Here is an 18,954-nt window from a genome sequence, read left to right on the forward strand (position 1 = left end):
CTGGGGGTGAGTTGTACGTCACCCATCCAACGACGGATACCGAGCCGAGCATCGGTTTTTCCGGCGACCGCCACCGAACGGCAACTCAGTCGAAGATCGGGCCCAGCTCGCGACTGCGCTTGAGCTCGTAGAAACCGGGGGTGCCGGCGACGAGCACGACGCCGTCCCACAGCTTGCCGGCCGCCTCGCCCTTGGGCGCCGGAGTGATCACCGGGCCGAAGAACGCGACGGTCTCGCCCTCGTTCGGACCTGGGGCGTGGATGACCGGGGTGCCGACATCCGTACCGACCGGCTTCATCCCGGCGTTGTGGCTGGCCCGCAGCGCCTCGTCGCGGGCATCCGTGTGCCGGGCCTCGGCCAGGGACGGGTCGAGACCGACCTCGGCCAGGGCCTCCGCGTAGAGCTTCTGGTCCTGGATGTCGTACTTCTGCAGGTGGATCCGGGTGCCGAAAGCCGTGTAGAGGTCACGGAGCACGGCCGGGCCGGCGGTCTCGGCGGCGGCGATGCAGACCCGCACCGGGCCCCAGCCCTTGGCGAGCATCTCCTTGTAATTGTCGGGAAGTTCGTCACGGCCCTCGTTGAGCACCGAGAGACTCATGACGTTGAAACGGACGTCCAGGGGACGGACCTTCTCCACCTCCAGCAGCCAGCGGGAGGTGATCCAGGCCCATGGGCACAGGGGGTCGAACCACATGTCGACGGTCGCGCGCTCAGTCATTCTTCGATGATCCTCCCTTCCTGCGACCGGTCGGGGTGAGTTACGTCGCCGTGTCCGCATAGGCTTCGGGAAAACGCAGTCAGCTCGAAGGAGAGTGCACGTGGCCGGTGTTCACAACCTGACCCAGGTCGAGGCTGCGGAACGTAGTCGTCTGCTCGAAGTGACCGGGTACGACATCACCCTTGACCTGACCGACGGGCACGGCAACCCCGGCTCCGGCACGTTCCGGTCCACCACGGTCGTCACCTTCCGGTGCACCGAGCCGGGCGCGTCGACGTTCGTCGAGGCCGCCGCCGCGTCGATCCACTCGGCGACGCTGAACGGCGAGCCGCTGAACCTCGGTGGCTGGTCCCCGGAGACCGGTCTGCCGCTGTCCGGCCTGGCCGCCGAGAACGTGCTGGAGGTGTCCGGCGACTTCAAGTACTCGGCCAGCGGCCAGGGGCTCCAGCGCAGCCAGGACCCGGTCGACGAGGAGATCTACCTCTACACCCAGTTCGAGACGGCGGACGCGCAGCGCGCCTACGTCTGCTTCGACCAGCCCGACCTGAAGAGCGTGTTCACCTGGCACGCCACGGTGCCGGCGCACTGGAAGGTCGTCTCCAACATGCCGGTGGACTCCGAGGAGGAGTCCGGAGCCGGCGCCAAGACGGTCCACTTCACCACCTCGCCGAAGATGAGCACCTACATCACGGCGATCTGTGCCGGGCCGTACCACGAGGTCCGCGACTCGCACGACGGCATCGAGCTCGGTGTCTTCTGCCGCGCCTCGATGGCGCAGTACCTGGACGCCGACGACCTGTTCCTGGTCACCAAGCAGGGCTTCGACTTCTTCCACGAGAAGTTCGGCATCCGGTACCCGCTGCCCAAGTACGACCAGCTGTGGGTGCCGGACTTCAACGCCGGCGCGATGGAGAACTTCGGCTGTGTCACGCACGCCGAGGCGCACTACATCTTCCGCTCGCAGGTCACCGACTACGAGTACGAGCAGCGCGCCAACACGATCCTGCACGAGCTGGCGCACATGTGGTTCGGCGACCTGGTCACCATGCGCTGGTGGAACGACCTGTGGCTGAACGAGTCGTTCGCCGAGTGGGCCAGCCACTGGTGCAACACCGAGGCCACCCGTTTCGGTGACGCCTGGTCGACGTTCCTGTCGATCCGCAAGGCCTGGGGTTACCGCCAGGACCAGCTCTCCTCGACCCACCCGGTCTACTGCGAGATGCCGGACCTGGAGGCGGTCGAGGTCAACTTCGACGGCATCACGTACGCGAAGGGGGCCAGTGTCATCAAGCAGCTGGTCGCCTACGTCGGGCTGGACCCGTTCCTGACCGGTCTGCGGGCGTACTTCGCCAAGCACGCGTGGGGCAACGCCACCTTCGACGACCTGCTCACCGAGCTGGAGACGGCGTCCGGCCGGGAGCTGCGCAAGTTCGCCGCACAGTGGCTGGAGACCGCGCAGGTCAACACGCTGCGCCCGGTCGTGGAGATCGGCGCGGACGGCGCCTACACCAGCGTGGCCGTGCAGCAGGAGGCCCCGGCGGGCTATCCGACGCTGCGCACCCACCGGGTCGCCATCGGCCTGTACGACCTCGACGGCGAGCGCCTGGTGCGCCGCGACCTGATCGAGGCGGACGTGTCCGGGGAGAGCACCGAGATCACCGCGCTGACCGGGGTACGCGCCCCGGATCTGCTGCTGCTCAACGACGAGGACCTGACGTACGCCAAGTTGCGTCTGGACGAGCGGTCGCTGAACAGCCTGGTCCAGCACATCGGCAAGTTCGGTTCGTCGCTGCCGCGGGCGCTGTCCTGGGCGGCGGCGTGGGACATGCTGCGCGATGCCGAGATGGCGAGCCGGGACTACGTGGCGCTGGTCTGTGCCGGTCTGCCCGCCGAGACCGACATCAACCTGGCCACGGCCACGCTGCGGCAGGCCGCCACGGCGCTGGCCAGCTTCGCCGACCCGGAGTGGGCGCCGCAGGGCTGGGCGCAGCTGGGCCGGCTGGCCGAGGAGCGTCTCGCGGCCTCGGAGCCGGGCAGTGGCTGGCAGCTCACCTGGGCGCGGGCGTTCGTCACCGCGGCCCGGACGCCGGAGCAGGCGGCCGTGCTGCGCGGCTGGCTGTCCGGTGACGCCCGGCCGGAGGGTCTGGTGGTCGACACCGAGCTGCGCTGGTCGCTGCTGCAGGCGCTGGCCGCTCTGGGGGCCGCCGCCGAGTCGGAGATCGACGACGAGCTGGCCGCGGACAAGACGGCCAGTGGTGAGCGGGAGGCCGCGATCGCCCGGGCGCTGCTGCCGACGGCCGAGAGCAAGGCCCGGGTGTGGGCCGACCTGACCGGACCGGCGGCCCCGCCGAACTGGCTGAACCGGTCGCTGCTGATCGGTTTCCAGAGCACCCGGCAGGTGGACCTGACCGCGCCGTACGCCGCGAAGTTCTTCGACGTGGTGGCGGACGTGTGGGCCCGGTCGGACAGTGAGCCGGCGCAGGAGTTCGCCACCATGGCGTACCCGGTGTACCAGATCAGCGAGGAGACGGTGGCGCTCACCGAGGCCTGGCTGGCGCGGGAGGGGCACCCGGCGTCGCTGCGGCGGCTGGTGGCCGAGGGCCGGGACGGCGTGCTGCGGGCGCTGAAGGCGCGGGCGAAGGACCGTGCCGCGAACTGACCGGAAATGATCGTCAGGCCCGTCTCGCAGCGCGCGAGGCGGGCCTTTCATTACGCTGAGCCGGTGACGATGGTGAGCCACGGTTCCCCGGTGCGCTGGAGTGCGCCGGACGGGCGCTGGTCACGGCCCGACCTGCACCTCTTCCCACCGGACGGGCACCGCTACGAGATCCTCGACGGTGCTCTGCACGTCACCCCGCCGGCCGGGCCGCGGCACGACGCGACGGTCGAGGCGGTGGTGGCCACGTTGCGGGCCGCGGCGCCGCCCGGCTGGTGGGTGTGCAGCCGGCTCGGCATCGCGATGCCGGACAGCAGCCTGGTGCCGGACGTGACGGTGCTGCGGCCGCGGTCGTCCGGGGCGATCTGGGCGGATCCCCGGGACGTGGCGCTGGTCGTCGAGGTGGAGTCGGAGGAGACCCGGCGGTACGACCGGTTGCTCAAGCCGGCCGTTTACGCGGCCGAGGGCATCGGCGGGTACTGGCGGGTGGAGCCCGGGCCGGTCCTGCGGGTGTGCACGCTGGCGGACGGCGCCTATCTCCCGGGCCGCGACGTCGGGGCCGGGGAGCAGGCGGAACTCGATGTGCCGTACCCGATGAGGGTGGATGTGAGCTCGTGGAGCTGAGGATCAGCCCTTGCCGGCGTGGCTGGCGAGCTGGTCGATGCCGATCATCAGGCCGCCGGCCAGGTTGCCACCGGCGAACGTGCCGACCATGGAGAAGCCGGCCAGTTTCGCGTCCTGATCGGAGATCCGCTTGCGGGCCTCGGAACCGGTGACGATCTCCAGCTTGCACTGATCGGGTGACACCGCCATGAGCACCGAGCGCTCCGGGTGCCGGGTCCGCGCGTGCAGTTTCTCGGCGGACTCGCGGATCGGCTCCTCGAGCGGGCCGAGGTAGATGCTGAACTGCAGCCCCGTCACCTGGTCGGCGACGCGGAGCGCCTCGTCGAGGTGGATCAGCTGACGGGTCGTGAACGGACCGTCGGCAGGCTGCTCGAGCGGGGTGACCTCACCAACTGTCACTTGCGCCTCCTGTGGAACCGGGGCGGACGGGTGCGCCGGAGCTGTCCTCGATGATCAGCCCGGAGTGGCCGCCCCCAGCCGGGGTGACCTGCTGCGGCGTCGCGGAGAACCACATCGCCGGGAAGTCGAAGGGCCGGCCCGGGCGGTAACGCCGGGACGGCTTGGACCGGTCGGAGCCGGCGAACACGAGTGTCGCGATCGTTCCGATGATCGCTGCCGGAATGATCACGAAGACCAGAATGGTGCTGATTACTGACAACTGAACGCCCCCAGGCGCACGGTGACCCTACTTATTCCGAACATCAATCACCGTAGCGGAGCGCATGTCGTCCCGGACCGTCGGGTCTCGAACCGGGGTCTCACGCCGTCGGGATCTACGCGGAATGTGTGCCGGGGTGCGAAAATCACCCTCACGCGCCGTCCGCGTACTTTCCGTCGCGAACGGCAGGGAGGGGAACCCATGCGCACGTTCGTCCCGGCGGTCCTCACAGGCCTTTTCGCCGCCCTTTCGGGCGTCTCGCCGGCCTCGGCCGCGGCTGTCTTCGTCGAGATCAACCCCAGCACGGCCCGGGCCGGTGACGAGATCGCGCTGCGCGCGTCGTGTGACGACAACCTCAAAGCGGCGACGGTGACGGGCGAGCCGATCGGTTCGGTCACGGTCAACCCCGAGTTCGGGTTCCTGACCGCGACGGTACGAGTCCCGGCCGGCACCGGTTCGGGTGACTATCCGGTCCTGCTGAAGTGCCCCGACGGTGGCACCGCGACGGGCACCCTGCACGTGGTGGCCAAGGTCGAGCCGAGCCGCGGCCCGGCGACCGGGGGCGGGGGCACCGCTCCGGGAGCCGCCGGCCCGTTGCTGATCAGTGGCGGCCTGGCCGCGGTGCTGGCCGGTCTGGCGCTGGGCGCGGTGTCGTTGCGCCGCCGGGTCGGTTGAGGGGGCGGGCATGACCACACGGGGGAAGAGCCCACGGGTGCCGGAGTCGGTCGCCCGGAAACGTCCGGCCCAGGTGATCGTGGCGCCGCCACCCGGGTCGATCACCGGGCCGCTGCCGACACCGAAGTCGCTGCCGGGGCGGCCGTCGTTCCGGATCCCGCTGCCCCGCCGGGCGCCGAAACCCCGGCCGGTCCGCGGCAAGCGGGGCGGGATGGCGGGGATCGTCGCGTTCGTGCTGGTCTTCGTCGGGCTGTTCGCGTTCGGCCTGGGGCTCGGTTTCGCCACCGGGTTCGACATCGGCGGGCTGTTCCGCGGGCCGGACCAGCCGCCGCCGCGCGCGTTCCCGGTGCTGGACCCGTCCCGGCCGGAGCGGCTGGAGATCCCGGCGATCCGGGTGTCCGCGCCGATCCTGGACGTGGGCCTGGCCGGGGACGGTTCGGTGGACGTGCCGCCGCTGAAACGGCACAACGAGGCCGGCTGGTTCGAGGGCGGGCCGACACCCGGCCAGTTCGGGCCGGCGTTGATCGTGGGGCACGCGGACACCCGGACCGGGCCGTCGGTCTTCCACCGGCTGGACGAGCTGAAACCCGGGCAGGAGATCCGGGTCTCCCGGGCCGACGGGTCGCTCGCGGTGTTCGAGGTCAACTCGGTGGAGACGTTCGACAAGAGCAGACTGCCGGCCCAGCGGGTGTACGGCGACTACTCCCGCCCGTCGCTGCGGCTGATGACCTGTGGCGGGAAGTGGCTGGGCGGCGACGAGGGTTACGAGGACAACGTGGTCGTCTTCGCGTCGCTGGTGTCCTCGGCCTGAGCCGGCGCGCCGGCGGGTGTCAGGCGGCCTCGGCGACCGCGGACGGCAGGTCCAGCCAGTCCATCCACCGGGGATCCGGGGTCCGGTGGCCGAGGACCCGCCAGGCCACTCCGCGGGGAGCGGCGGGCGGGGCGTGCAGCCGCCAGCCGAGCTCGGCCGGGGTCTTGTCGCCCTTGCTGTGGTTGCACTTGGCGCAGGCTGCCACGACGTTGTCCCAGGCGTGCAGGCCGCCGCGGCTTTTCGGGAAGACGTGGTCGATGGTCTCGGCCGAGCCGCGGCAGTAGGCGCAGCGGCCGCCGTCACGGGCGAAGATGGCCCGGCGGGAGAGACCGACATGGGTGCGGTACGGCACCTTCACGTACCGCGTGAGCCGGACCACGGACGGGACCGGGAGGTTCTGATGGGCGCTGTGCAGGATGCCGTCCCCGTCGGAGACACACTCGGCCTTGGCTGTCAGGACGAGGATGGTCGCTCGACGCACCGATACGACGCACAGCGGCTCGTAGGTAGCGTTCAGGACCAACGCGGAAGAGCCAACCATGGGTCGTATGTCAGGCATCGCGATCACCCTTCCGGTGTCAGTTGCTTGTTACCGCTCCCGTAGCCCATGCGTGTGTGATTCGGGCCTCCCTGCCGGAAGGTCCGTGAGCCAATAGTCCCTGATGAATAACCGGATTGCCAGCACAATCTGTGGCCGGACGGTAAACGTCTGAGGTCTCCGCTCAGGTCGACCCGGTACCTTCTGTTCCCGTGTTCCTAGCCGCGACCCCCACCCCCACACCGTCGGTCTCCCCCGACGTGTTCGTCACGCCGGTCTGCAAGGACGACGCATTCTGCGCCCAGATCCTCACCTGGACGGGTAGTGAATGGTTCGCCACCAGCAGTTACGTCGTCCTGATCAAACCCGCTCGGATCATCGCGATCATCCTGGTCGCGATGCTGCTGCGCTGGCTGATCCACCGGGCCATCTCCCGGCTGGCGACGACCAGCTCGCGGGCCTCGATGCCGGCGCTGCTGAAGCCGCTGAAGGAGAAGGTGACGGTCACCGCCGAGGAGGGGACGTTCATCCCCGAGCGGCGGCGCCAGCGGGCCGAGGCGATCGCGTCGGTGCTGCGCAGCTTCGTCAGCGCGGTGATCTTCACGATGGCCGCGCTGCTGGTGATGGGCGAGCTGGGTTTCAACCTGGCCCCGCTGCTGGCCAGCGCCGGCATCGTCGGTGTGGCCCTCGGTTTCGGCGCGCAGAGCCTGGTCAAGGACTTGATAGCCGGTCTGTTCATGCTGCTGGAGGACCAGTACGGCGTCGGCGACACGGTCGACCTGGGCGAGGCCACCGGTGTGGTGGAGAGCGTCGGCCTGCGGATCACCACGGTCCGCGACGCCCGGGGTGTGCTCTGGTACATCCGCAACGGCGAGATCGTCCGGGTCGGCAACAAGAGCCAGGGCTGGGCCATGGTGGTGGTGGACATCCCGATCGGCTTCGTCAACTCGGAGGAGGCGATCGCGGTGCTGAAGACCGCCGCCGCCACCGTCGCCCACGATCCGGAGCACGAGGCGGGTTTCCTGGAGCCGCCGGACGTGCTCGGCGTCGAGCAGCTCACCGTCGAGGGCGCGGTGATCCGGACCATCGCCAAGACCACCGCCGACGGCCAGGTCTCGATCCAGCGCGACCTGCGCCGGGCGCTGACCGAGTCGCTGGAGACCTCCGGCCTGTCCGAGCGGATCGCGGCGTCCCGGCTGGCGCCGCGCAGCGCGGTCCCGCCGCCCTGGGCCGGTGGCCCGGAGGTCGTCCCGCCGCCCGCCGACGAGCAGCCGGGCGGCAGGGCCTGAGGCATGGCTGGCAGGATGGAACGGTGAGCGCACCCACCTTCTACGACGCCGTGGGCGGCGAGCCCACCTTCCGGCGCCTCGTCGACAAGTTCTACGAGGGCGTCGCGGAGGACCCGCTGCTGAAGCCGATGTACCCCGAGGAGGATCTGGGGCCGGCCGCCGACCGGCTCACGCTCTTCCTGATGCAGTACTGGGGTGGTCCGTCGACGTATTCGGAGAGCCGTGGTCATCCACGGCTGCGGATGCGGCACGCCCCATTCGTGGTCGACGCGGCCGCCCGGGACGCCTGGTTGCTGCACATGCGGGTGGCCGTCGACTCGCTGGAGCTGCCCGAGCAGTTGCGGACCCAGCTCTGGGAGTACCTGGAGCGTGCGGCGTACTTCATGGTGAACCGGCTGGACCCGGCGGAGCCCACGCCGTAACAGTGACTCCCCCGGCCGGTGGCTCGTTGATCGGATTGTCACTCACGATCCGGGGAGCCATCGCATGCACCGTCGTCTGCTCGCTGTCGCCGCCGTCGCGGCCGTCGCCGTTCCGGCGCTGGCCGTGGCACCGGCGGCGGCCGACGTCCACCACCCGACGGTGGTCTCCACCGATCCGGTGGACTGGACGCCGCACGTCTTGGACGGCACGGTGTGGTCGCTGGCGCTGGTCGGTGACACCGTCGTGGTGGGCGGGGCGTTCACCAAGGTCGCCGACAGCAGCCGGCGGACCACGTACGCCCGGAAGAACATCTTCGCGTTCGGCCTGAGCGACGGGCGGATCCGCACGTTCGCCCCGGAGGTGGACGGCGCGGTCTACTCGCTGGCGCCCGGGCCGGACCACTCGGTGTACATCGGCGGCGCGTTCAAGCACGTCAACGGCAACGAGCAGCGCGGACTGGCCCGGATGTCGCTGCTCGACGGCGGCCGGTACCCGACGTTCGCCGCCACGGTGAACTGGGGTGATGTGCGGACGCTCGTCACCCGGGGCTCCAAGGTCTACGCCGGCGGCACCTTCTCGGCGATCAGCGGCGTGCCGCGGGTCGGACTGGCCCGGATGGACGCGTACACCGGCGCGGTCGATCAGGCCTTCGACGCGAAACTCGCCGGGCCGGGCCTCAAACGGACCCGGGTGGAGCACTTCGACGTCTCCCCGGACGGGCGGAAGCTGATCGCCGTCGGGGCCTTCCTGAAGTCCGGGGGCGCGGACCGGACCCAGATCGCGCTCTTCGACACCGGCGGTCCGGGGGCGGTCCTGAGCAACTGGTGGACCGACGCGTTCAAGCCGACCTGCATGAAGGGCTTCGACACGTACCTGCGGCAGGTGAAGTTCAGCCCGGACGGCAACTACGTGGTGGTGGCGGCGACCGGGCGGGCCTCGTCGGCGCAGAAGCTGTGCGACGCGGCGGCACGGTTCGAGACCCGCGGCACCGGTGAGCAGAACCCGACGTGGGTGCAGCGGACCGGCGGGGACTCGCTCTACGCGGTGGCGATCACCGGGCCGGCCGTCTACCTCGGCGGGCACCAGCGGTGGTTCGACAACCCGTACGGCACCGACGGCAACGGGCCCGGCCCGGGCGCCGTCTCCCGGCCCGGCATCGGCGCGGTCAACCCGAACACCGGCAAGGCGCTGGAGTGGAACCCGACCAGGTCCCGGGGTGTCGGGGTGCGGACCTTCCTGGCCACCGCCGGCGGTCTGCTCGTCGGCTCGGACACCGACCAGCTGGGCCGCGAGTACCACGGCCGGATCGGCATGTTCCCACTCCGGTAACAGCCGTTCCCGCTCCGGTGACGAACGTCAGAGCAGGGCCCCTTCGTCGTGGAGCCAGTCCACGAACGAGGTGGCCACGGCGGCGCCGCAGTCGAGCAGCTCGACGAGCAGGGTGTCGTGGACGCCGGCGGCGAGCGGGACCTGCAGCTCGGCGTAGATCGGGAGCTGGCCCCGCTCGGTGGGGTCACCCACATAGGCCTTGCAGAACCGTCGGGTGTGGTTCCACTCGTTGACCACCCGGTAGGCCCGGTCGGCCCAGTCGGGTGGGACCGTCGCGTGTGGCCGGGCCCGCATCACCAGGATCTCGTCGTCCGGCCCCTCCAGGGTGAACAGCACCGCGTGCCGCTCCCACATGGCCAGGAGGCTGCCGCCGCCGTCGGCCAGGAACCGGATGTCGAGCAGGTCGAGCGCCTTACCGACCCGGGCGAGCTGCACCGGCAGGACCAGATCGGAGGATCCGCTCGCGGACAGTTCGGACGGAACTCCGGGGCGGCTGCTCGGCTCGCGCTGAGCCGGGACGCCGACACGGACGGTGCCGGCACTCTGCACCGCCACCTCGCCACCGGTGTCCGTCTGCTCGTTGCCCTCGGTGGATCCCGGGCGCCATGACCACCACGGCATCGTGTGCACCTCACTCCCCAACAGACCCACCGCTGGACGTTGCAGTGGATCCGAGGGCCGACGGTACCCGTACCGTTCCGGAAGGTCATCCCCCCAACGGGAGGGCGGGACCAGATGAACGATGCAAGGTCACCCTTTCGGGTTACCCACCATCGGCATAACGGTCAATTTGTGGACGCTTTGTCGCCACGCGACTCCATATGGTGCAGAAATTCCCACCCAGCCACCTGTCACGCGGACTCGCGCCTCCGCCGGTGCGGCGTCGCGCGGGCCGAGAAAACCCATCCGGGCGACCGCCTGGACGAGCCTCTGGGAGATCTGCACGGGCGCTCCGGAGTCCGGGGTGACGACCAGAGCGACATGATCGAGAAGGGCGTCGCGGACCGCCCGCTGCCCGACCGCGCGCCCGGAGACACCACTCGCGGTGACCTCCCGCAGGGTTCCGGCGGCGGCCGCGGCCAACCGGGCCAGCTCGGTGCCCGAGATCGATTCCACCGCGGTGCTCGCCGGGGGCGGCAGCGGCCAGCGCCAGAGGGTGTCCCGCCGCTCCGGCAGGGCCGTCCCGCTCGCGGCGAGGACGGCGAGCAGTTGCGCCGCGGAGACCGTGGCGTCACCCGGCCCGGGGCCGGCCACCTCACGGGTGACCAGGACGTCCCAGGGGAGGTGGGCCCAGAGCGCGGTACGGCCACCGGACGAGCGGAGCCGGACCGGTGCGGACGGATCGAGCCTGGTGAGCCGCGCCAGGAACGCGCCTGCGTCGGGAACCCCGAGCAGGCCGTGCTCACTCATGACCGGTTGACAATCATCAGGACACCTCGGTGTACGGCCGGAGGAAGTCACGCTCGGCGTCGGTCAGCCGGCGCGGATGCCCGTCGGCCAGGTTGTAGGGCACGCACACGGATTTCGCCCGGCTCGCCAGCACCCCGTCGTCGAACAGCTCGTAGGAGACGGTGAAGGCCGCGGCCCGCAGCTGGGAGACCCACATCTCGATGCGGACCGGGTCACCGAAGTCGACCGGCCGCACATAGTCGATCTCGTGCCGGGCGATGACGATGCCCTCCTCGAACGAGCCCAGACCGTGCTGCCGGGCGCCGACGAAGAACATCGCCACGCGCGCCTCCTCGTACAGGGTGAGGAAGCGCGCGTTGTTGACGTGCCCGTACGCGTCCATGTCGGACCAGCGCACGGGCACATCGAGGATGAAGCGCTCAGACACAGATCAGTCTCTGGTGAGCTTGCGGTAGGTGACCCGGTGCGGACGGGCCGCGTCGGCACCCAGCCGGTCGATCTTGTTCTTCTCGTACGCGTCGAAGTTGCCCTCGAACCAGAACCACTTGTCCGGCTCCTCGTCGGTGCCCTCCCACGCGAGCATGTGGGTGGCGACCCGGTCGAGGAACATCCGGTCGTGGGAGATCACCACGGCGCAGCCGGGGAACTCCAGCAGAGCGTTCTCCAGGCTGGAGAGCGTCTCGACGTCCAGGTCGTTGGTCGGCTCGTCGAGCAGGATCACGTTGCCGCCGATCTTCAGCGTCATCGCCAGGTTGAGCCGGTTGCGCTCACCGCCGGAGAGGACCTTGGTCGGCTTCTGCTGGTCCGGGCCCTTGAAGCCGAAGGCGGCGACGTAGGCCCGGGACGGCATCTCGACCTTGCCGACCATCATGTGGTCGAGACCGTCGGAGACGACCTCCCACAGCGTCTTGGTCGGGTCCAGACCGGAACGGCTCTGATCGACGTACGACAGCTTGACCGTCTCGCCGATCCGCACCGAGCCCTCGTCCGGCTGCTCCAGCCCGACGATGGTCTTGAACAGCGTGGTCTTGCCGACGCCGTTCGGGCCGATGATGCCGACGATGCCGTTGCGCGGCAGCGAGAACGACAGGTTGTTGATCAGCGTCCGGCCCTCGAAGCCCTTGGTCAGGCCGTTGACCTCGATGACCGTGTTACCCAGACGGGGGCCCGGCGGGATCTGGATCTCCTCGAAGTCCAGCTTCCGGGTCTTCTCCGCCTCGGCGGCCATCTCCTCGTAACGGTCGAGCCGGGACTTGCTCTTGGTCTGGCGGGCCTTCGCGTTCGACCGCACCCACTCGAGCTCCTCGGACAGCCGCTTCTTCATCTTGGCGTCCTTGCGGCCCTCGACGGAGAGGCGGGCGGCCTTCTTCTCCAGGTACGTGGAGTAGTTGCCCTCGTAGCCGATCGCCCGGCCGCGGTCCAGCTCGAGGATCCAGCCAGCCACGTTGTCCAGGAAGTACCGGTCGTGGGTGATCGCCAGGACGGTGCCCGCGTACTTCGCCAGGTGCTGCTCCAGCCAGCTGACCGACTCGGCGTCCAGGTGGTTGGTGGGCTCGTCGAGCAGCAGCAGGTCGGGCGCCTCGAGCAGCAGCTTGCACAGGGCGACACGGCGGCGCTCACCACCGGAGAGCTGGGTGACGTCGGCCTCCGGCGGCGGGCAGCGCAGCGCGTCCATCGCCAGTTCGAGCTTGGAGTCGACGTCCCACGCGTCGAGGTGGTCCAGCTCCTCCTGGAGCTTGCCCATCTCGTCCATCAGCTCGTCGCTGTAGTCGGTGGCCATCTGCTCGGCGATCGCGTTGAAGCGCTCGAGCTTGGCCTTCGTCTCGGCGACGGCCTCCTCGATGTTGCCGAGGACGGTCTTCTCCTCGTTGAGCGGCGGCTCCTGCGCGAGCATGCCGACGGTGTAGCCGGGCATCAGCCGGGCCTCGCCGTTGCTCGTCTTGTCGAGCCCCGCCATGATCTTGAGCAAGCTGGACTTACCGGCGCCGTTCGGGCCGACGACACCGATCTTGGCGCCCGGCAGGAAGCTCAGCGTCACGTTGTCGAGCACGACCTTGTCGCCGTGCGCCTTGCGCGCCTTTTCCAGGACGTAGATGTACTGGGCCACGGTGTGCCCTACCTCCGAGATCGTGGATTGTCGTGCCGGGATCAAAGGACAATCTTTCCACTACCGCCGCGGAGCCGTTCGCCCAACCCCGGTCGGTGTCACTCCGGGACGACGTCCTGCTCCTCGACCCGGCCGTCGGTGTGCGCGACGACCAGCCGTTCGCTGTTCACTGTGAAGGTGGTGCCGTCGGTCGGGGCGGTCGCGGTGAACGTGCCGGCGCCGTCGTGCGAGACCCGCTGCAGGAACAGCGCGGTCTTGTTCTCCACCCACGGAGCGTCCGCCCCGCCCTTGTTCGCGTGGTAGAAGAGGTCGCCGACGTCGTCCTGGCAGATCCAGATGACCGTGCGCTTGGCCGTCCGCACCTGCAGGACCTCTCGCAACTCACCGTCCGCGCCGAATTGCCGGCCCATTTTCTGGGTACGTTCCAGGCAGGGCTCCCCCGCCGGGAGGAGCGAGATGGTCGAGTTCTGTTCCGGTTGCGGCTCCGTCCTCCCGGACCGGTTCTCGGCGAGGAGGTAACCGCCGCCCATGCCGATGATCGTCAGCAACGCCGTGGTGATCACCACAGGTATGAGCAGCGGCTGCCGTTGCTGGGAATGATCATCATGCGGGGTCACCGGCACAGGATGACACCCCGCCCCAACCCGGTCCATCACCGTCGATTCCGGTGGCGGACCGGAGCCGGTGAGAAAGCGAGAGCTTACGCACAGTAGGCTCACGTTGGGAACAGAAACCACTCGGAGGTGTACTCAGCGTGGCCCAACGAAGTTCCTTCGTCGTCGTCGCCAACCGTCTGCCCGTGGACGAGGTAACTACGCCGGATGGTGAAAAGCAGTGGCGGCCCAGTCCGGGCGGCCTGGTCACAGCCCTGCATCCGGTCCTGGTGGAGCACCAGGGCACCTGGATCGGATGGGCCGGCGGGACGGGTGAGGCACCCGAGCCGTTCGACCTCGAGGGTATCCACATCCACCCGGTTCCACTCAGCGACGAGGAGCTGGAACGCTACTACGAGGGTCAGTCCAACGCGACGATCTGGCCGCTCTACCACGACGCGGTCGAGACCCCGGCCTACAAGCGGCGCTGGCGCGACACGTACCGCCTGGTCAACCGTCGTTTCGCGGAGGCCGCCGCGGAGGTCGCCGACGAGGGCGCGACGGTCTGGGTGCAGGACTATCAGCTCCAGCTGGTTCCGGCGATGCTGCGGGAGCTCCGGCCGGACCTGAAGATCGGCTTCTTCCTGCACATCCCCTTCCCGCCGATCGAACTGTTCATGCAGATGCCGTTCCGGTCCGAGATCCTGCGCGGGCTGCTCGGCGCCGACCTGGTCGGTTTCCAGCAGCGGCTGGCCGCGCAGAACTTCGTCCGGCTGGCCCGGCACCTGCTCGGGCTGCGCTACACCGGCCAGTCGATCCAGGTCGACGGGCGCGAGGTCAAGGCCGGCGCGTTCCCGATCAGCATCGACACCAAGGAGATGGAACGGCTCGCCGCCGACCCCGCGGTGCAGGCCCGGGCCAAGCAGATCCGGGCCGAGCTGGGCGATCCGAAGACGGTGATCCTCGGCGTCGACCGGCTCGACTACACCAAGGGCATCGAGCTGCGCCTCAAGGCGTTCCGCGAGCTGCTCGCCGACGGCAAGCTCAACGCCGGCGAGGCGGTGATGATCCAGGTCGCCACCCCCAGCCGGGAGCGTGTCGAGCACTACCAGACCCTGCGGGTGAAGGTGGAGCGCGAGGTCGGCCGGATCAACGGCGAGTTCGGGCGGGTCGGCACCCCGGCGGTGCACTATCTGCACCAGTCGGTCGACAAGCAGGAACTGGCCGCGATGTACGCGGCGGCCGACGTGATGATGGTGACGCCGTTGCGTGACGGCATGAACCTGGTCGCCAAGGAGTACATCGCCTGCCGCGGTGACTCCGGTGGCGCGCTCGTGCTCAGCGAGTTCGCCGGGGCGGCCACCGAGCTGCGCCAGTCGTTCCTGTGCAACCCGCACGACCCGGACGGGGTGAAGGACGCCCTGCTGCGGGCGGTCACCGCCGAGCCGTCCGAGCTCAAGCGCCGGATGCGGGTGATGCAGCGACACCTGCGCACCCACGACGTCGCCCGCTGGGCGCACACGTTCCTCGACGAGCTGGGCGTGGGCGAGAAATAGGTTCACCGCGAGGGCGCCGGGCCGGCTTCGGCCCGGCGCTTCTGCACGTCAACGTCAACTACAGCTGCGCGGGTACGGTCGCCTCGCTCACGACGTCACCGATCACCACGACCGCGGGCGGACGGATCCCGGCCGCCTTCGTCTCCGCGGCGACGCTCCCGAGGGTGCTGATCAGCGACTTCTGGTGAGCCGTCGAACCCTCCTGCACCACCCCGACCGGTGTCGACGGCGACCGGCCCTCGGCGATCAGCCGCTCCGCGATCACCGGCAGGTTCTTCAGGGCCATCATCAGCACCACGGTCCCCCGCAACCGGGCCACCGCCGGCCAGTCGACGAGCGAGTCCGGGTGATCCGGCGGGATGTGGCCGGAGATCACGGTGAACTCGTGCGCCACCCCACGATGGGTGACCGGGATGCCGGCCAGTGCGGGCGCCGCGATCGAACTGGTCACGCCCGGCACCACCAGCACCGGGATCCCCGCCTTCGCACAGGCCTGGGCCTCCTCACCGCCCCGGCCGAAGACGAAGTTGTCGCCGCCCTTGAGCCGGACCACGAACCGGCCCTGCCGCGCCCGGTCCACCAGGATCCGGTTGATCTCCTCCTGCGCGGCCTGCGGACCGTACGGGATCTTGGCGGCGTCGATCAGCTCGACCTCCGGCCGCAGGTCACCGAGCAGCATGCCGGGCACCAGCCGGTCGGCGACCACCACGTCGGCGGCGGCCAGCAGGCGACGGCCCTTGACCGTGATCAGCTCCGGGTCGCCGGGACCGGCGCCGACCAGGGCCACCCCGGTCAGCTCCGGCGCGGCCGGTGGGGACGCCTCCAGCACCCCGGCCACCATGTCGCGGACCGCCATCGCCCGGCGGCGGTCACCACCGTCGGTCACCGCCACCGTCACCTGGCCGTGCCTGGTGACGGCCGGGGTCCAGGCCGTCGCCGCGTCGCGGTCGTCCGCGCGTACACAGAAGATCCGGTGTTGCTCTGCCGCGACGCTGACCCCGGCCGCGGCCTCCGGGTCGTCGATCGCGACATGGACCAGCCAGGCACCCTCGACGTCGGCGGGCGCGAAGCGCCGCGGCGTCCACACCGCACGGCCGGCGTCGACGTGCCCCTGCAGGGTGGGGGTCAGCTCGGGCGAGACGATCTCGACCCGCGCGCCCGCCGCGATCAGGGCCGGCACCCGGCGGGTGGCGACCGAGCCACCACCGACCACCAGCACCCGGCGGCCGTCCAGGCGCAACCCCAGCGGATAGATGCTCATATCTCCGACACTCCCGCGCTCTCGTCCCGCACTCCCGCGCCCGTCGCCGCTGACCTCGCGCTCACTTCCCCGCCACTCACTCCACCGGCCCTGGTGCTCACGTCGCCGGCACCCCGGCGGGCCTTCACCTCGCCGGCACGCTGGCCGGCTCTCACTTCTCCGAGACCCCGGCCGCGTCGAACGTCGCCACCTCGTGCAGCACGCGGACGGCGGCCGTCACGATCGGCAGGGCCAGCACCGCGCCGCTGCCCTCGCCCAGGCGCATGCCCAGGTCGAGCAGCGGTTCCAGACCGAGGTGGGCGAGCGCGACACCGGCGCCGGGCTCGGCCGACCGGTGCCCGGCGACCATCGCGGCCACCGAGTCCGGGGCGAACGCGGCGGCCGCCACCGCGGCCGACGTCGCGATCACCCCGTCGATGACCACCGGCACCCGGGCCGCCGCCGCGCCGAGGATGAACCCGGTCAGCGCGGCGTGCTCCAGACCGCCGACCGCGGCCAGCACCCCGAGCGGGTCGGCCGGGTCGGGCGCGTGCCGCTCCAGCGCCGCGGTCACCACCGCGATCTTGTGGTTGAGGGTCTCGTCGTCGATGCCGGTGCCCCGGCCGGTCGCGACCCCCGCCGAGACGCCGGTGAACGCCGCCACCAGCGCCGCCGCCGGAGTCGTGTTGGCGATCCCCATGTCGCCGGTGAGCAGCGCTTTCGCCCCCTGCTCGACGAGCGCGCCGGCGACTCGGATGCCGACCTCGACCGCGGCCAGGGCCTCCTCGCGGGTCAGCGCCGGACCGGCCGTCATGTCCCGGGTGCCGCGCCGCACGTTCGCGTCCAGCAGGTTCGCGCCACCGTGCAGCGGGATCTTCACCCCGACGTCGATCACCATCACGTCGGCGCCGGTCTGCCGGGCGAACGTGTTGACCACCGCGCCGCCGGCCACGAAATTCGCCACCATCTGAGCGGTGACCTCCTGCGGCCACGGGCTCACCCCCTGGGCGTGCACCCCGTGGTCACCGGCGAAGACCGCGACCGTGGCCGGCTCGGGCAGCGGCGGCGGGCACACCCCGGCCAGCCCGGCCAGGCGCACCGACAGCTCCTCCAGCGCACCCAGCGAACCGGCCGGTTTGGTCAGGCGCAGCTGCAGCTCACGGGCGGCGGCCATGGCGGGCTCGTCGGCCGGGCGGATGGCCGCCAGGGTGGTCTCCAGCGTCACGGTCGCTCCTCGATCACTTCGCGCAGATTCTGTACGAATCGGTCTGTGGTGGCAGTGTCGCGCACCGCGATCCGGAGCCAGTCCGGGCCCAGGCCCGGAAACGTGTCGCCACGACGCACGGCGTAGCCACGTTTGCGCAGATCAGCGCGGATTCGGTCGGCTTCTGCCAGGCGTACCGCAACAAATGCCGACGCCGGATCACCGGCAACCGTGACGCTCGGCACTCGCCGCAACCGGTCCACCAGGTGGTTCCGCTCCACCGTGAGGCGCGCGGCGATCTCGCGTTCCGCGGCGATCGCGACCGGCGACGCGCACGCCCGCGCCGCGGCCAGCGCCGGGGTCGACACCGCCCAGAGCGGCTGCGCGGCGGCCAGGCGGCGCAGCAGGTCGGCCGGGCCGAGCGCGTACCCGATCCGCAGTCCGGCCAGCGCCCACGTCTTGGTCAGGCTGCGCAGCACCACCAGGCCGGGCAGGTCACGGCGCTCGGCCAGGGACTCCGGTTCGCCGTCGTGCCCGGCGCGCCAGGTGGTGTCGGCGAAAGCCTCGTCGACCACCAGGACCCGGCCCGGCCTGGCCAGTTTCGCCAGGTCGGAGGCGGGGTGCAGAACCGAGGTCGGGTTGGTGGGGTTGCCGACGAAGACCAGATCGGCGTCGTCGGGGATCGTCGCGGGGTCGAGGCGGAAGCCGTCCTCCTCCCGGAGAATGACACGCTCCACCTCGTGGCCCGCGTTACGCAGAGCCGCTTCGGGCTCGGTGAACTGCGGGTGCACCACCACGGGGCGCTTCTTCTCTTTCAGCGCCTGCGCGAGGAGCACAAACGCCTGGGCCGCGCCGGCGGTGAGGAGAACCTCTTCGCGATCCCGTTCATGGCGATCTGCTACTGCTTCGGTAGCCGAGTCGGCATTCGGGTAAGCGGCCAGCGTGGCCATCGACTCCGTGATCGGGGCCGAGAGCCAGTCCGGCATCGGCTGGTGGCGCACGTTGACCGCGAGATCGATCAGGCCCGCCCCCACTTCGGCGTCACCGTGATGATCGAGGTCGAAACTCATGGGGCTCAGCATGCCGGACGGTGGAGCACGCCACATATCGGCCGTTCCGTCCG

Annotated in this window: 20 protein-coding genes; 8 read left to right on the forward strand and 12 right to left on the reverse strand. The window is 70.4% G+C overall.

The window, feature by feature from the left end; genetic code table 11:
• Nucleotides 1-85 precede the first annotated feature (85 nt).
• Entirely contained in the window at nucleotides 86-718 is a 633-nt protein-coding gene (locus Aco03nite_RS20095) for a mycothiol-dependent nitroreductase Rv2466c family protein (RefSeq protein WP_203796917.1), read from the reverse strand.
• Nucleotides 719-818: 100 nt separating this feature from the next.
• Between Aco03nite_RS20095 and pepN the strand changes: the two genes are divergently transcribed.
• Nucleotides 819-3,377 (forward strand): aminopeptidase N, encoded by a 2,559-nt coding sequence (gene pepN / locus Aco03nite_RS20100; RefSeq protein WP_203796918.1) that lies wholly within the window; start codon nucleotides 819-821, stop codon nucleotides 3,375-3,377.
• Nucleotides 3,378-3,446: 69 nt separating this feature from the next.
• Nucleotides 3,447-3,998 carry a Uma2 family endonuclease gene (locus Aco03nite_RS20105; RefSeq protein WP_203797022.1) on the forward strand — a complete coding sequence of 184 codons (552 nt, stop codon included), beginning with the start codon at nucleotides 3,447-3,449 and terminating at the stop codon, nucleotides 3,996-3,998.
• Between the two features lie 3 nt (nucleotides 3,999-4,001).
• On the opposite strand, the gene Aco03nite_RS20110 is transcribed toward Aco03nite_RS20105, so the two are convergent.
• Together Aco03nite_RS20110 and ctaJ are read right to left on the reverse strand one after the other, a co-directional pair.
• Entirely contained in the window at nucleotides 4,002-4,397 is a 396-nt protein-coding gene (locus tag Aco03nite_RS20110) for a DUF5130 family protein (RefSeq protein WP_203796919.1), read from the reverse strand.
• Nucleotides 4,384-4,626 carry an aa3-type cytochrome oxidase subunit CtaJ gene (ctaJ, locus tag Aco03nite_RS20115; RefSeq protein WP_239145293.1) on the reverse strand — a complete coding sequence of 81 codons (243 nt, stop codon included), beginning with the start codon at nucleotides 4,624-4,626 and terminating at the stop codon, nucleotides 4,384-4,386. The genes Aco03nite_RS20110 and ctaJ overlap by 14 nt, the downstream gene beginning before the upstream one ends.
• A 231-nt stretch (nucleotides 4,627-4,857) precedes the next feature.
• Between ctaJ and Aco03nite_RS20120 the strand changes: the two genes are divergently transcribed.
• Together Aco03nite_RS20120 and Aco03nite_RS20125 are read left to right on the forward strand one after the other, a co-directional pair.
• Nucleotides 4,858-5,331 (forward strand): hypothetical protein, encoded by a 474-nt coding sequence (locus Aco03nite_RS20120; RefSeq protein WP_203796921.1) that lies wholly within the window; start codon nucleotides 4,858-4,860, stop codon nucleotides 5,329-5,331.
• A gap of 10 nt (nucleotides 5,332-5,341) precedes the next feature.
• The gene (locus Aco03nite_RS20125) at nucleotides 5,342-6,142 is read left to right on the forward strand and encodes a class F sortase (RefSeq protein WP_203796922.1); all 801 of its coding nucleotides are present in this window, start codon (nucleotides 5,342-5,344) and stop codon (nucleotides 6,140-6,142) included.
• A gap of 19 nt (nucleotides 6,143-6,161) precedes the next feature.
• On the opposite strand, the gene Aco03nite_RS20130 is transcribed toward Aco03nite_RS20125, so the two are convergent.
• On the reverse strand, nucleotides 6,162-6,701 hold the full coding sequence (locus tag Aco03nite_RS20130) for an HNH endonuclease (protein WP_203796923.1): 540 nt from the start codon (nucleotides 6,699-6,701) through the stop codon (nucleotides 6,162-6,164).
• Nucleotides 6,702-6,892: 191 nt separating this feature from the next.
• Between Aco03nite_RS20130 and Aco03nite_RS20135 the strand changes: the two genes are divergently transcribed.
• From Aco03nite_RS20135 to Aco03nite_RS20145, 3 genes are all read left to right on the forward strand, one after another.
• On the forward strand, nucleotides 6,893-7,969 hold the full coding sequence (locus tag Aco03nite_RS20135) for a mechanosensitive ion channel family protein (RefSeq protein WP_203796924.1): 1,077 nt from the start codon (nucleotides 6,893-6,895) through the stop codon (nucleotides 7,967-7,969).
• The gene (locus Aco03nite_RS20140) at nucleotides 7,966-8,391 is read left to right on the forward strand and encodes a globin (protein ID WP_373872620.1); all 426 of its coding nucleotides are present in this window, start codon (nucleotides 7,966-7,968) and stop codon (nucleotides 8,389-8,391) included. The genes Aco03nite_RS20135 and Aco03nite_RS20140 overlap by 4 nt, the downstream gene beginning before the upstream one ends.
• Nucleotides 8,392-8,455: 64 nt before the next feature.
• Nucleotides 8,456-9,721: a PKD domain containing protein gene (locus tag Aco03nite_RS20145; protein ID WP_203796926.1), complete on the forward strand. Its 1,266-nt coding sequence runs from the start codon at nucleotides 8,456-8,458 to the stop codon at nucleotides 9,719-9,721.
• 27 nt (nucleotides 9,722-9,748) lie between these two features.
• Here the strand turns inward: Aco03nite_RS20145 and Aco03nite_RS20150 are convergent, their stop codons facing one another.
• From Aco03nite_RS20150 to Aco03nite_RS20170, 5 genes are all read right to left on the reverse strand, one after another.
• On the reverse strand, nucleotides 9,749-10,342 hold the full coding sequence (locus Aco03nite_RS20150) for a type III secretion system chaperone family protein (protein ID WP_203797023.1): 594 nt from the start codon (nucleotides 10,340-10,342) through the stop codon (nucleotides 9,749-9,751).
• Nucleotides 10,343-10,471: 129 nt separating this feature from the next.
• A complete protein-coding gene (locus Aco03nite_RS20155) occupies nucleotides 10,472-11,131 on the reverse strand; it encodes a DUF8185 domain-containing protein (protein WP_203796927.1) in 660 nt (219 codons plus the stop codon).
• A gap of 16 nt (nucleotides 11,132-11,147) precedes the next feature.
• Entirely contained in the window at nucleotides 11,148-11,558 is a 411-nt protein-coding gene (locus Aco03nite_RS20160) for an acyl-CoA thioesterase (RefSeq protein WP_203796928.1), read from the reverse strand.
• 3 nt (nucleotides 11,559-11,561) lie between these two features.
• On the reverse strand, nucleotides 11,562-13,238 hold the full coding sequence (ettA, locus tag Aco03nite_RS20165; RefSeq protein WP_203796929.1) for an energy-dependent translational throttle protein EttA: 1,677 nt from the start codon (nucleotides 13,236-13,238) through the stop codon (nucleotides 11,562-11,564).
• Between the two features lie 98 nt (nucleotides 13,239-13,336).
• Nucleotides 13,337-13,855: a hypothetical protein gene (locus tag Aco03nite_RS20170; RefSeq protein ID WP_239145294.1), complete on the reverse strand. Its 519-nt coding sequence runs from the start codon at nucleotides 13,853-13,855 to the stop codon at nucleotides 13,337-13,339.
• A 137-nt stretch (nucleotides 13,856-13,992) separates the two neighbouring features.
• On the opposite strand from Aco03nite_RS20170, the gene Aco03nite_RS20175 reads away from it, so the two are divergent.
• Nucleotides 13,993-15,387, forward strand: a complete 1,395-nt coding sequence (locus Aco03nite_RS20175) for an alpha,alpha-trehalose-phosphate synthase (UDP-forming) (RefSeq protein ID WP_203796930.1) — start codon at nucleotides 13,993-13,995, stop codon at nucleotides 15,385-15,387.
• Nucleotides 15,388-15,445: 58 nt separating this feature from the next.
• Here Aco03nite_RS20175 and cobA read toward each other — a convergent pair whose 3' ends face one another.
• From cobA to cobC, 3 genes are all read right to left on the reverse strand, one after another.
• Nucleotides 15,446-16,648, reverse strand: a complete 1,203-nt coding sequence (gene cobA / locus Aco03nite_RS20180; protein WP_203796931.1) for a uroporphyrinogen-III C-methyltransferase — start codon at nucleotides 16,646-16,648, stop codon at nucleotides 15,446-15,448.
• Nucleotides 16,649-16,799: 151 nt separating this feature from the next.
• Nucleotides 16,800-17,852, reverse strand: coding sequence for a nicotinate-nucleotide--dimethylbenzimidazole phosphoribosyltransferase (gene cobT / locus Aco03nite_RS20185; protein ID WP_203796932.1), 1,053 nt, complete (start codon nucleotides 17,850-17,852; stop codon nucleotides 16,800-16,802).
• Complete coding sequence (cobC, locus tag Aco03nite_RS20190; RefSeq protein ID WP_239145295.1) at nucleotides 17,849-18,901, reverse strand: Rv2231c family histidinol phosphate aminotransferase CobC; 1,053 nt, start codon at nucleotides 18,899-18,901, stop codon at nucleotides 17,849-17,851. The genes cobT and cobC overlap by 4 nt, the downstream gene beginning before the upstream one ends.
• Nucleotides 18,902-18,954: the final 53 nt, after the last annotated feature.

Origin of the sequence: Actinoplanes couchii, assembly GCF_016862075.1 — a bacterium.
GTDB classification, from domain to species: Bacteria; Actinomycetota; Actinomycetes; order Mycobacteriales; family Micromonosporaceae; genus Actinoplanes; species Actinoplanes couchii.